We start from the raw sequence: 13,697 nt of genomic DNA, 5'->3' as shown, positions 1-13,697 counted from the left end.
CTGACGGGGTTACACAACTGCTGAAAGGCCTATAACTTCAGTGGTTAAGAATGGGTAGATAAAAAAAGATAGGCTAGTTTTACGAACACGACCTATCACGACCTATGATACCGTCAATCTACCAAAGCTATCTAGAGAAGAAGCTCAGTGCCCGTCAGTCGTTGTTACTGTCATTGTTAGTCACGGTCGTGCACACGATCCGTGATGTGCGACTAGAGACCATAGCTGAGGCCCTGCCGCTGCCGATTCTATTTGAAAGTCGGCGAAAAAAGTACAACGGTTCCTTATGCTGGGTGCCATGGATGTAAATCGTCTCTGGCTGGGCCTATTCACCGTTTTCCTAAGGCATCAGCAGGTGACTAGAGGTAGCACCGTGTACGTGGCTATCGACCGCACAAGTTGGGGGCAGATCAATTTGTTGATGGTGAGTTTGATCTGGCGAAACCGAGCCATTCCGCTCTATTGGCAACGGCTAAAGAATCTGGGTAATAGCAACCTCAGGACTCAGCGTAAAGTACTGCGAGTAGCCTTATCGAGACTCTCAGACTACAAGGTAGTGGTACTCGGTGACCGAGAGTTTTGCTCGGTAGACTTGGCCTGTTGGCTGGGTGAGCAGCAGTGTTACTTTTGTCTGCGGCAGAAGAAATCAACCCACATTCAGTCCAATAATGATGACTGGATAGCCCTCTCTGAGCTTGAACTCACACCAGGAATGAGCTGTTTTTTCAATCAAATTACGGTCACCGAAAGCAAAGGGTTTGGACCGGTTCAGGTCGCGGGAAAATGGAAGCGACGTTACCAGGGCTTTGCACCTGACGAACCTTGGTATATTCTCACCAACTTCGATAGCCTGGATGCGGCGATCTCAGGATATCAGAAGAGGTTCTCCATAGAGGAACTGTTTCGTGACCTAAAATTAGGGGGCTACTGCCTCGAAAAAACGCGAGTTGAGGGCAGGCGATTTATGACCATGGTGCTCTTAATCGCCATTGCCTATACTTGTGCGACCACTCAGGGACAGCGGCTTAAACAGAAGGCGTTGCAAAAGTATATTGCTAGACCCGAAACTCAAGGCCTTAACCAAAAGCGACACAGTGCTTTTCATGTCGGATTAACCGCTTATCGCTGGGTTCCTTTTTGGCACCGTTGCCACAAACAAGTTCAGGCTTTGATGAGACTCGACCGAAACAAAATTGAGTATCATTTACGAGGGTTAAGAGCTATAGAAGCTGTCCTAGATACGCTTTAGCCGTTGTGTCTCCCTTTCAGAGATCATGCAAAGATTTCCAGGGAAATCTCTTGTTATTAATCGGAAAAATATAAATCTAAAATCCTGTATTAAGGAGTTATCAAAAGAATTTTGATTAAGATGTTTTGATATTCAAAACTCCGTACTTGCAAACATATGATGTATCTGATTTTAGCAGTATTCATGATGCCAACAAACAACCATTCTTAACTTGCAAAATTTGTGAAGATGTCAGCCACTTGGCATCAAAAGAACCCAAGTGCGTTGTTGTGATCAAGGTTTGAAAACGTTCTTGAATTGTGTCGAGCAGATGATTTTGCCGATTCAAATCTAACTCGGCTAGAACATCATCCAGTAGCAACAATGGCGGTTCGCCTATCACATCTTCAATTAACTGCAGCTCAGAGAGTTTGAGCGCCAGCACAAGGGTGCGTTGTTGTCCTTGAGAGCCATATTGTCGAGCGGGGGTGTTGTTGATCAAAAAGCTAATATCATCTCGATGGGGGCCGACTAATGTAGTGCGTTGATAATATTCAGCCATGCTACGAGACTGCAGCTTCTCTAGAAATGCTTGTTGGATCTGGCTAACATCGTCGGTGTCTATATCTACATTAGGACTGTAGTGAATTTCTAGTTGTTCAGTGCTGTTGCTAATGGCCTGATGCCAGGTTTGGGCAATGGGAATGAGTCTTTGTAGCATCCGTGCCCGGCGTCGAATGACGCGGGTTCCTAGGGTAGCCAGTTGCGCGTCCCACAGGGCAAGCTGAGTTGGATCGAGCGGAGGCGTATGCTCTGGCTCGGCTGTCTGTTGTTTAATAAAGGCATTACGCTGTTTGAGCACTTGATTGTACTGTTGCAGGATGTGAACATAGACCGGCTCCAACTGCATCAGTAATGTGTCGGTCCAGGTACGTCGGGTACCAGGGCCTCCTCGCACCAGGTCTAGGTCCAGGCAAGAAAATTGCACAGCGTTGAGATTGCCCAGAAAATCCTGCTGTCGCCGTAGGGTTTCGCCGTTAATTATGGCGGTTCGACGACTGCCCTTGCGTAAGGTGAGCTGTAGGGATGATAGGCCTAATTCTCGCTTGAGGCTGACCTGGATTTGAGCTGTGGTGGTGCCGTTTTGGATCAGGTCGCGATCTCGACTGGTGCGATGTGACTTCAGCGTCGCCAGTAGCTCTACTGCTTCTAGTAAATTGGATTTACCCTGGGCATTTTCTCCCAGCAAAATTGTTTTGGGTGCCAAAAACTTAACAGCTTGGTCACTGTAGTTGCGAAACTGCCGTAAATGTAGGGATTGGAGAAACATAGAAGGGCCAGAGCATTATCCCAGTCTAAGGTCAGACATTGCTTTACGGTACGTTACATTTAGATGGCGAGCTTTTGGGGTGATGAGCCAATGATGAGTGGGCAATGGATATGGATAGGACTGTGGAGTTTAGCATTGGCGGTGGCAATGGTTGCGATCTCAATTTTCCATCGTCGCCTACAGGCATCGTTAGCCACAGCCCCTCGATTACCCTATTTACAGACGGCTCCCGAAACACTGCCAACCGTTTCCCTCATTATTCCGGCCTATAACGAAAGCGTAAATATTACCGAGTGCCTGGATGCTGCTTTAGCCAGCCATTTACCCAACCCTGACAATCTACAGATCATTGTGGCTGACGATGAATCGACCGATGATACGGCGGTACTCGCGACGACAGTTGCACGGACTGACAAACGAGTGCACGTATTCACGGTGCCGCCTCGCCCGACTGATATTTCCTGGCGTGGCAAAAACTGGGCCTGTGCTAATGCTGTGGAAAAAGCAACTGGTGACTATGTGCTTTTTATCGATGCAGATGTGCGCCTTGAGCCTGATGCTATTGCCACCGCGCTAGTCGATTGCCAAAAACACGATGCTGATTTGTTGAGTTGTGGCCCTGGTATTATCTGTGGTTGCCTAGCTGAATGGCTGGTGCAGCCAGTGATGATGAGCTGTATTGCCGTTGGCTTTAACTTTGAAGCGGTGAATGATCCAAAGGACATGGGAACAGCCTTTGCTGCCGGGCCGTTTATGTTATTCCGCCGCAGTGCCTATGACCAAATTGGCGGTCACCAAGCAGTTGCCACTGAAACCGTAGAAGATGTAGAGCTGGCTAAGCGGATTAAGGGCAGTGGTCTAAAACTACGTTATTTGCTCAGTACCGACCTGATTAAAGTCCGCATGTATCGCTCGTTTGTATCCCTTTGGGAAGGTTGGACTAAAAATTACTATGAAGGAGGAGGTCGCAACCTGGGTGGCACCCTCTATTCTGCCTTTGCTCTCAGTCTAATTTTTGTGATGCCCTGGCTGGGATTCGTCGTTGGGCTATCGCGGGCAGTGGTCGGCGACGGTGCAGGCTGGTGGTTAGTTAGCGGGTTAGGCGGTTTAAGTATTGGACTACAGGTGTATATGCGCTGGGCAGCACAGCGGGTCTTTAATCAGCCGTTTCGCTATTGGTGGCTAGGGTGGTTGAGTGGCGGGATTGTGGTTGCGATCGCAATTACTTCCATCATTAAAACCGAGACTGGCTGGGGTTGGACCTGGCGCGGACGGTCTTTAGCCACACCTTAGACCCTCTCCCCAGACACTAGCGGGCTGTGGTTACGACAATGGTTTAACTACAGCCCAAAAAAAGTCGATACAGTTATTGACATTGCCACACTAAAAGCTGCTACTATACATAGGCTGGTAATCGCGGTTGTATAGAACTGTGCATCAGCTCACATCGTTGGGGTGTGGCCAAGCGGTAAGGCAGCGGGTTTTGGTCCCGTCATTCGTAGGTTCGAATCCTACCACCCCAGTTAATTTGAAAAATTCATTCAAATGATTTTCTGCAAGTTTACTGCAGATATTTTGAGCAACCTATCAATTTCGGTATGGCGGATGGTTAATCCAATTGCATAGATGATGGATTGCTATGGACCGTAATTCCCTAGAATGCGCCTTCAGTTCTATCTCTCATGGATTGACAGCTGGTAATGCTGTAGTAGGTTTGTAGCTCTATGAGAGAGTTGGATCGGCAGTAAATCGGTAATAAATAATGGAAGAGAAACCTTGTGAAGGGTTCTCCTAACCTTGACTATCATCTTTCTGTGAGATTTCTCTATGACACTGTATAGCAAGCTTTAGAAGTCTGGAGCTTATATCTATCGCGCAGTTTTTGATAGAGGTGTTCGATGATGTCCTCGGACTTTGAGTCAGCGACTGTTGACCGTTCTGCAAGGTATGCAAGGAGTCGCTATTGGCAGTATTGGCTCCTTTGGTTGGTAATAGGAACCCTGATTGGGGGTGGATCTGTTTGGTTAATTAACCGGGGGAGTAGTGAAGCGACTGCCCCAGAGACTCTTGCCCAAGGGCCACCGCCGCGACCAGTTGAAATTTCGAGACTAACTACGGGAGAAGGTATCCAGTCGATTGAACTGATTGGTCAGGTCGAGGCCAGAACCAGTGCGACGGTGCGATCGCAAACCACAGGTGTTGTACAACAAATTTTGGTTGAGCCTGGAGACACTATCAGCGTAGGTGCAACAATGGCAGTTCTCGATGACTCTGACCAACGCCTAGCCCTTTCCCAAGCCCAGGCGAATCTCGCCTCTGAGCGTAGCAACCTAGCCGAGTTAGAAGTCGGCACTCGTCCCGAGATTATTGAACAACGTCGAGCCCTATTGCAGTCAGCTCAGGCCAGAGAAGCAGAAGCCTTAGACAATCTGCAGCGAACGCAAGAATTAGTAACTGTGGGCGGTCTACCTCAGCGATCGCTAATCGAAGCCAGAACTGCTGTTGCCGATGCCCAGTCGTCGCGTTTAGAAGCTGCTGCTGTCCTTGCCGAAGCCACTGCAGGCCCCACTACAGAAGAAATTGCCGCCCAGCGTGCCACTGTTACTGCCAGTCAGGCCGCAGTTGATCAAACGCAGCTTGAACTTAGTCGCACACAAATTCAGGCAACCACGGCTGGAACTGTTGAGGAGCGCATGGCAAATATAGGCGACTACCTGGAGGTCGGCGATCCAATTCTGTCGATGATTAACCGTTCTGACCTGGATATTTTTCTAGAAATTCCTGAAGATCTTGCGGGTCAAATTACGCCAGGGCTAACTGTTGAACTCACCAGCCGTGCTCTACCCGAGTGGCAGGGGCAGGCTGCGATCGCAGGCATCATACCCATCGCCGATGAAGCCTCACGACGCCAGCGAGTCCGCCTCCAGCTAGCTGACCCACCCCCCGGTTTACTCCCCGGCATGGCCATCCAAGGCACCCTAGAGCTAGCAAGTAACGCCTCCGGCTTTATCCTTTCCCGTGATGCGCTGGTTCAAAGGGCTGAAGAATGGATTGTCTTTGCAATTACCGACGACCAAGCACAGGCCATCGAAGTTGAAATTGTGGCTGATATGGGGACATCTGTGGCTATTACTTCTGATCAGCTTGAAGACGGTCAATCTATCGTTATGCGGGGTTCTGAGGGGTTGCAGGATGGGGCAGTGGTAAATGTTACGGATGATCGACCGGTGGGTGAAGAGGGTGGGTAGGTGTTATTTGTTATTCGTTATTTTAACAAAACCTTCTCCAACCCCAAAATGCCCCAATCCAACCCCCAATAACCAATAACCAATAACCAATAACAAACCCACCTCCGAAACTCCCCGCCTAAGCTTCAATCCCCAATAACCAATAACAAACCCACCTCCAATATTCTCGCCTAATATCCAACCCCAAAATCATGAACCTCATCAAAACCTCCGTCCGCTGGCGACACGGAACCGCCGTTCTCTTTTGCCTAATCGCTCTTTTTGGCACCTTGGCATTATTCAGATTACCGTTAGAGCTGCAGCCGGGCGGAGATCGCCCCGAGATTACCATTACAACACCCTATCCAGGGGCGAGTCCTACTGAAGTAGAAGAACTGGTCACACGCCCCATCGAAGAACGCATGGAGGAAGTCGAAGGGGTTCAAGAAATCACTAGCATTAACCGCTTGGGTTTGAGCATCATCAATCTTGAATTTGAATGGGATGTGGATGTCGATGGGCGGTTTGTAGATGTGCTGAGTAAGCTCCAGCAGGTTGGTTCACTGCCCTCTGAGGCGGATGAATCGGATGTTGAAGTGGTGAGCAGTAGCAGCAGCCCGATGATGTGGGTCATCCTGACGCCTAAGGAGGGTTTCACGTCGGATGATTATCGCTACCGCGATTTAGTGGATGATGTTGTGGTCCCCCGATTTCGCCAGGTAGAAGGGGTGGGCCAATTTCAGATTTCAGGCGGACGAGAGCGTGAGGTTGAGGTGGTTGTTGATCCGCGCGCCCTGGCCGATCGTAATCTCACCATTGAAGATGTGGTGGAAACACTACGAGAGAATAATCGAGATATTCGAAGTGGTCCCTTGGTGGTGGGGCGGCGGGAATATCGTGTGCGTACGGTCAGTCGTTCCAATGATGTTGCGCAGTTGGAAACGTTTGTCCTGCGGCGAGATCCTTCTGGAACGGTCTATTTAGGAGATGTGGCTCGAGCGCAATTCGGACGTAGGATTCGAGACCGGGCATTGATTCGGGATGGAGAACCTACAGTTGCTGTGGGTATCATTCGCCAGGTGGGCGGAAATGTTCCCGAAATTTCTCAAGGTATTCGTACAGCTTTGGTTGAACTTGAAGAACGCTTTGATCGTGAAGGTGAGGGCATCGTATTTGATATTCCCTATGACGAAAATGACTACATTAACGACTCTATCTCTTTTGTTCGAGGTAACTTGATCATCGGAGCCATTCTTGCATCGTTGGTGCTGCTCCTTTTTCTAGGGTCGCTGCGCACAGTGGCGGTAATTGCGATTACCATTCCCACTACCTTAATTGCAGTATTTATGGTGTTTGCGGCCCTGGGGCGCTCGCTCAACGTGATCAGTCTGGCCGGATTAGCCTTTGCTGTGGGGATGGTGGTGGATAACGCCATTGTGGTGCTTGAGAGCGTATTTACTCATATGCAGCAGCAAAAGTCACCTGTGCAGGCGGCGATTGACGGCACTCAAGAGGTTGGTGGGGCTATGCTGGCCTCAACGCTGACAACAATTGCGGTATTTGCTCCCATTGTGTTGGTCACCGGAGAAGCCGGACAGCTTTTCTTTGACATCGGCATGGCTTTGTCAGCGTCTGTTCTGTTTTCACTTTTTGCTGCCCTGACGTTGGTTCCCATGCTGTCGGGTCTGTTTCTCAATCAGGTTGAAGCTCAGCAAATGCTGTTGGATCAAGTTTATCGACAGGGTAACTGGTTTGAACGAGTGGTAGCGAAGACGTCTGGCATGTTCCGTCGGTTGCAAGGTCGACTGGAACGAGGTCTGCTAGCAACGGTTGGTTGGTCCTTAGGCGCAGGTCGTCAGGGTCGACGTCTCGTGGTCTTGGCCATTCCGATTGGCTTGCTTGTGATGACTACACGCTTGTTACCAGCAGCGGATTATTTACCAGAAGGCAACCGTAACTTGGTGCTTTGGCTGGCCGCTCCTTTTCCTGGAACAAGCATCCCAGAAGCTGTTGCCCTATCTGAAGAACCTCTTCAGTTTGCCAGTGAACAACCGGGGGTGTTTCGCACCCTCTATGTGCATCGTCCAGGATTACAAGCGATCGCAGCCTTCCTTGAGCGAGATGAGGCTACGGGTGGGAATCTAGACGATATGGTCAATCGGATGCGGGAGGTCAGTGTCAACTATCCCGGCTATCGGTTTCTGGTGCCACGACGGGTGCCCATATTTCGTGATCCGGGTAAAGAGTTTGAAGTCCAGATTATTGGGGCAGATCTAGAGCAACTCAATCAACTTCAACAAGATGTTAGTAATCAGTTGCGATCGCTCCCCGGTATCCAAAACGTCCGTTCGGACTTTGTCACTGGTGCACCAGAACTACAGGTGATTCCCAATCGAGAACGGCTCGCTGAAGCAGGATTGTCCGAACTAGAGCTGGGAACGCTGGTTGAGGCAGCCCTTGGCGGTGTACGCGCCTCTGAATTTTCGGATGGACGTCGCGAACTCGATGTGACAGTGGAGCTACAGGATACATTCGTGGAATCGCCAGAGCAACTGCGGCAGCTAGCGATTTTCAGTGACGGCGGCTTTCAACTACAGCTGGATGATGTGGCCGATGTGGTCGAAACTACAGGGCCTGACATCATTAACCACGTAGATTTGGAGCGTTCTGTAACACTGACAGTTAGTGTGGCACGAGAAGCTCCCCTAGGTGCTCTGTTGGAGCAAACTGAGCAGGGCATCCTAGAACCGTTGCGAGCGTCTTTGCCCGCAGGCTATCGAACTGAGCTAGCCGGATCTGCCGATGTGTTGACGGAAACTTTGTTGCAGCTAGGAAAGGCATTTCTCCTGTCGCTGGTGATCACCTATTTGTTATTGGTGGCGCTGTATCGGTCGTTGATTTACCCCATGGTGATTATGGTGACGGTTCCCATGGGGATGACGGGGGCTGTCTTGAGTTTGGTTGTCGCTAATCTGATTCCGGGTATTGTTGTGCCCCTTGACATGATTACCGGGTTAGGGTTTGTCATTCTCACAGGGGTGGTTGTCAACAATGCGATTCTTTTGGTAGATCGCGCTCTGCAACTCCAAGACATGGAATGCTGTGGGCTAGATGAGGCGCTCTACCATGCAGTACGCGACCGGTTGCGTCCTATCTTTATGTCGGCTGGCACTAGTGTGCTAGGCATGTTACCGCTGGCTGTTTTTCCTGGTAAAGGGGCAGAGCTTTACCAGGGGCTAGGAATCGCGTTAACTGGCGGTCTGGCTCTTTCAACGTTTCTGACGCCAACGGTAGTTCCAGCCATCATGCGTCTGTTAAGTGATATGACTTACCGAAAATCTCGACAACTTAAGCCTGATCTCAATGTTGAATATGCCGACTTGAGATCTGAACCTGTGCTGGCAGGCAATGTTAATCGCTCTGAAGGGGAGTGAGGTTATGCCAATGATTGACTATGGCTAATTTCGGCGTTTGTCATGGGTCTGCTAGCAGAGTGAGTCGAAATAATTCGTTGAAACAATCTTTCGTTGACGTAACCCATCCTAAATCTATGGCAATTCAGATTTTAGTAGCCTCTAACCATTCGTCTTTAACGACGTTAATAACAACCGAACTACGCTACGAAGGCTATCAATTGAGGATAGTAGACGATAGTATCTCTGCCCTGATGGCACTGCGTGAACGGCAGCCTGATTTAGCAATTTTAGATCTTGCATTGTCAGGGGCATCAGGGTTAGAAATTTGTCGACGATTGCGCTCAACTCAGCAGGAAATGCCGATAATTTTGCTGGATGAGAGTAGTGTTAACCATTGTGCGATCGCATTTGATTCTGGTGCAGATGACTACTTGCGATGGCCTGCCAGCATTGAAGAACTGGTTGCCCGCATTCGGTTACACCTCAGACGCCACGGTCATGGTAGGCGAGATACTCTTAACTTTCAGGACTTAAAGATTGATTTGAGAACCTGGGAAGTCTATCGGGGAAACCGTTTGATCAAACTAACACCCAAAGAATTTAGTTTGTTGGTCTATCTGATTTCCCACCCGCGACAGGTCTTGTCGTGCGATCGCATTATCCAAGAAGTCTGGGGCTATGACTTTGGTGGGGAAACCAATATATTGCACGTTTACATTCGCTACCTGAGATTAAAGCTAGAAGCCAATCGTGAAAGTCGCTTAATTCACACTATACGAGGTGCAGGCTATGTTCTAAGAGAAGCCTTTTCTTCTCGATCTATGTTAGTTCAATGACGATATCTACTTTCGACTTCGTTCAATCCAGGAACGTACTGTATGCTTAAACAGCTAACGCGCCTTCTTCAACTATCCTTGACCTGGTGTCGCTTGAGCAACAAACCACCGACCCCCAGAGTCGCAAACCCCAACAGACTCATCGGCTCTGGTACCGATTCAGCATCTACTCGATCAATAAATTCATCAAAGATTAGCGTGTAATTTCGCGTGCGCTCCTCAATCAAACCAGGAAAAATTGTATTGATAAACTTTCGATTATCAGTGGCTGGGTCATGCCAGGTGCGCCCATTAGGTACCCTAGGATCAGAGGTCTGAGTAAAGCCATCTTGAGCACCAATGTCCCAGTTCGTCGCCTCAGCTGCCAACACGGGCATCAAAAAATCAAACGATTCTAAATCACTGCAGCAGCCGGTCCCCTTTGGATAGAAGGCATTGAACCCTGGATTACTTTCTGCCGCAATGCCATTTTCGGCGGCAATTTCAAGGGCAAGATCTCGATACCTGAACCATGAAGGTTTCTCTGTGGCCCCACGCCCCGCATTGAAGTACATCTTGTCGCCTACCACCAAGCTATCGAGGTTAGCCATCAGTAACGTATCGTCAATCTCTTGCTTACTCAGGCTGTTAGCATAAAACTCCGAGCCAACCAACCCAATTTCTTCAGCTCCAAAAAAAATAAATTTGATTGTGTTGTTAGTTTCTGGTTCCAGACGCTGCGCCAGTTCTAGCAAAACACCAACACCTGAAGCATTGTCGTTAACGCCTTCCAGATTGGTACGATCTAGCGTAGCGCTGCTAGGAGCATTGTCGTAGTGCGCCCCTAACAGAATTTGCTGACCCGAGGTGCCAGTGCGCTCAGCCAAAATATTATAAGAAGTTAGTGTCTCACCTTGCCATTCATAGCTAAATGGCTGCAAGGTAGGCTTATACCCAAATCCCTTGAGCTGCTGTACAAGATAGGCAACCGTTTCGGCCTCCTTTTGGGTACCTACACTCCGTCCTTTTAAATTTTCAGCCAGATAGTTGATGGTCTCAACGGCAGTCTCGCCAAAGCCAAAGGATGCCGCCTGAACAGACGATGATAAAAATGGCTGAGCAGCGATGCCCAATAATATCCAAGAAAAAGCTGTTTTTTCAATCTTGATAGACACAATAGAAACCTTCAGTGGGGGTTGAGAAGATTGTTGAACATTAATCTGAGCGATTGCTCACGCCAAAAAAAGTTAGCGAAGTACCCCTGCCAGTAAATGTTGTGACTGATACGTATCCTTGGACATTTCACAGGATTTTCATCAAAAGAGCTATATATGAACTTCAGATGATGCTGAGGATTAAGAAATATTGCCGATTAGACAATGCTTACCCTAATACCCGATCTAAGAAGTTTGGGTCTACGACTTTGATTAGGTTAAACTTATCTTTTCATTCTTTTTCGCCTTCTTCAGTAGCTAGGTCAGGAACATCTAATCCTAATCTGGCTATCATGCGGAGATTTTCTTTACGCTGCCTTTCCGCAAGACGATTGAGAGCATCAAAGTCAATATTGGCGAGCATGCGACGTGCCATTTCACCCTGTTTTTCTACAGCACGATTGAGAGCATCAAGGTCGATGTTGGCGAGTACTCTGCCCATCACCTCACTCTGCCGATATAGAGATGGCAGAGACCTTTCTTCCTTTTCGATTTCTTGCGTCTCTTCAGGTGTCAATTGCTTTTCAGCTCGTACCCCTGTCGTTTTAACAAAATGCTGTAGGCCCTTACTTAGATCTTCAAAGATATAAACTTCATGTTCAGGTGTGACCCGACATAGTTCGTCGTACAGAAAACAATTCAGAAAGCTCTGATTACCATAGGCTGCATCGTAGTCACTATCTCTGGAAATGATCCACAATCTTTTCTTTCCCTTGAAGTGGGTAAGAATTTCCTCCCAGGTGAGTTGATCACCCAGTGGATCTGTCTTTTTCCCTGGAGGGTTACCAAGTTCCCTGCGATTCCTAGCCCTTTGCAATTCTTCGGAAGAAGGAGCAACTGCATTTGCAAATATATGAGAAAGAGCCTTTGATATGTCGTCTTCTGAACGACTAATTTGTTCAATAATCTTGAGAAGTAAACTATCAAATTGGTTGAGCAGTTTTTTTCTATCTTGCCCCAGACTTTGTAGTTGTTGGAGAGTATGGTCTTGATCGATGCTTTGGCTAGAAAGATGATCTGGTAGATTAAAATTTGTGAGTCTCAGCGCCTTAGATTTCTCCTTGAAGGATTCTGCTGCTACCGAAAGCTTATTACGCTTGAATTCGTCAAATATCTGTTGTGTCACAAATATATGATCTACTTGCTCTAATAGTAGTTCAAGTAACTTTTTATCTCGATTTATGCGATAAAGATCAAGGTATTTGTTGGTATCAATAAATACCAAAGAATCATTAGCTGACATACGAGTACTACTTAAATTACAGAATACTGAGCTTTGTGAATAGCTTTATATTGCATATGGCATACATTGATCCTCTATGCAGCAACGTAGAATCATTCAAAAAAATGGAATATTTTTAGCCTTATCGCAAGCTAAGACTAACAGTATATGCTTAATAAATGTCTTATCAGCCACCCTTTGATATCACTCCCAAGAGTATCAATCAAATTAGTGCCATTGCCGAGCAGGTAGGCCGATTAGATAGTCGTGGGCTGAGTGCATCACCCCAGCTGCGGAAGCAAAACCGCATTCGTACCATTCAAGGAACCCTGGCTATAGAAGGCAATACCCTATCCTTAGAACAGGTGACCGCAATTCTAGAGGGTAAGCGCATACTGGGACAGCCTAGAGAAATCAGTGAAGTGCAGGGAGCAATTCGGGCCTATGAGGCACTAACGACTTGGAAGCCTGCCTCAGTAGAAGATCTTCTAACCGCCCACCAATATTTAATGGGTGACATTCTCACCGATGCAGGCAAATTTCGGCGAGCAGGTGTAGGCATCCATAAAGAAAGCAAAGTTGTCCATGTGGCTCCGCCTGCCAAACGAGTACCGCTGTTAATGTCAGATCTACTCGATTGGCTAGACCATGCAGAAGATCATGCACTGATTAAAAGCTGTGTATTTCACTATGAATTAGAGTTTATCCATCCATTTATGGATGGGAATGGTCGCATGGGGCGTCTGTGGCAGACATTAATCTTGAGCCAGTGGAACCCAATCTTTTTTCTCTTACCAATTGAGAGTCTGATCAAAGATGAGCAAGAACGCTATTACCAAACACTAGAACAAGCCGATAAGGCCGCTAACAGCACTGTCTTCATCGAGTTTATGTTGGACATTATTGACAATGCTCTAACCCAGGCAGTTTCAGGAACCGACCAAGCTACCGACCAAGCTACCGACCAAGCTACCGACCAAGCTACCGACCAAGCTACCGACCAAGTTCAAAAATTATTAGCGGTCATGGATGACGGCTATTTCACAACTCATACACTGATGGAGCGTCTAGGGTTATCCCATCGGGCAACGTTTCGAAAGAACTACTTGATTCCGGCATTAGAAGCTGGACTATTAGAAATGAAATACCCAGATAGACCCCGCAGTCCAAAGCAGCAATATAAGAAGAAAAACTAGACCGAAAACTGGCAGTTCAATGTCTATGGTTTACTGCTATGGCCACTCC

Annotated in this window: 10 protein-coding genes and 1 tRNA gene; 8 read left to right on the top strand and 3 right to left on the bottom strand. The window is 47.9% G+C overall.

Annotated features, from left to right (window positions below):
* Positions 1-104: 104 nt before the first annotated feature.
* Complete coding sequence (locus N836_RS74400) at positions 105-308, top strand: hypothetical protein (protein WP_071789022.1); 204 nt, start codon at positions 105-107, stop codon at positions 306-308.
* Positions 299-1,249 (top strand): IS4 family transposase, encoded by a 951-nt coding sequence (locus N836_RS44680; protein WP_051394517.1) that lies wholly within the window; start codon positions 299-301, stop codon positions 1,247-1,249. The genes N836_RS74400 and N836_RS44680 overlap by 10 nt, the downstream gene beginning before the upstream one ends.
* 181 nt (positions 1,250-1,430) lie before the next feature.
* Here the strand turns inward: N836_RS44680 and recF are convergent, their stop codons facing one another.
* Complete coding sequence (gene recF / locus N836_RS44675) at positions 1,431-2,558, bottom strand: DNA replication/repair protein RecF (protein WP_023071126.1); 1,128 nt, start codon at positions 2,556-2,558, stop codon at positions 1,431-1,433.
* A gap of 63 nt (positions 2,559-2,621) precedes the next feature.
* Between recF and N836_RS44670 the strand changes: the two genes are divergently transcribed.
* The 5 genes from N836_RS44670 to N836_RS44650 all read left to right on the top strand — a co-directional run bounded on the left by N836_RS44670 (position 2,622) and on the right by N836_RS44650 (position 10,037).
* Complete coding sequence (locus N836_RS44670; protein WP_023071125.1) at positions 2,622-3,851, top strand: glycosyltransferase; 1,230 nt, start codon at positions 2,622-2,624, stop codon at positions 3,849-3,851.
* Between the two features lie 158 nt (positions 3,852-4,009).
* A tRNA-Gln gene (locus N836_RS44665) sits at positions 4,010-4,081 on the top strand.
* 375 nt (positions 4,082-4,456) lie between these two features.
* On the top strand, positions 4,457-5,806 hold the full coding sequence (locus N836_RS44660; RefSeq protein ID WP_023071124.1) for an efflux RND transporter periplasmic adaptor subunit: 1,350 nt from the start codon (positions 4,457-4,459) through the stop codon (positions 5,804-5,806).
* A gap of 191 nt (positions 5,807-5,997) precedes the next feature.
* Positions 5,998-9,219: an efflux RND transporter permease subunit gene (locus tag N836_RS44655; protein ID WP_031291743.1), complete on the top strand. Its 3,222-nt coding sequence runs from the start codon at positions 5,998-6,000 to the stop codon at positions 9,217-9,219.
* A 116-nt stretch (positions 9,220-9,335) separates the two neighbouring features.
* Entirely contained in the window at positions 9,336-10,037 is a 702-nt protein-coding gene (locus N836_RS44650; RefSeq protein ID WP_023071122.1) for a response regulator transcription factor, read from the top strand.
* Between the two features lie 68 nt (positions 10,038-10,105).
* Here the strand turns inward: N836_RS44650 and N836_RS0137155 are convergent, their stop codons facing one another.
* Positions 10,106-11,191, bottom strand: a complete 1,086-nt coding sequence (locus N836_RS0137155; protein WP_023071121.1) for a M28 family peptidase — start codon at positions 11,189-11,191, stop codon at positions 10,106-10,108.
* Between the two features lie 271 nt (positions 11,192-11,462).
* Positions 11,463-12,473 (bottom strand): PIN domain-containing protein, encoded by a 1,011-nt coding sequence (locus tag N836_RS44645; RefSeq protein ID WP_023071120.1) that lies wholly within the window; start codon positions 12,471-12,473, stop codon positions 11,463-11,465.
* A gap of 158 nt (positions 12,474-12,631) precedes the next feature.
* Between N836_RS44645 and N836_RS44640 the strand changes: the two genes are divergently transcribed.
* Entirely contained in the window at positions 12,632-13,648 is a 1,017-nt protein-coding gene (locus tag N836_RS44640; protein WP_023071119.1) for a Fic family protein, read from the top strand.
* Positions 13,649-13,697 lie beyond the last annotated feature (49 nt).

Source organism: Leptolyngbya sp. Heron Island J, from assembly GCF_000482245.1.
GTDB lineage: Bacteria > Cyanobacteriota > Cyanobacteriia > Phormidesmidales > Phormidesmidaceae > Leptothoe.
This window is presented reverse-complemented; position numbering and strand designations above follow the sequence as displayed.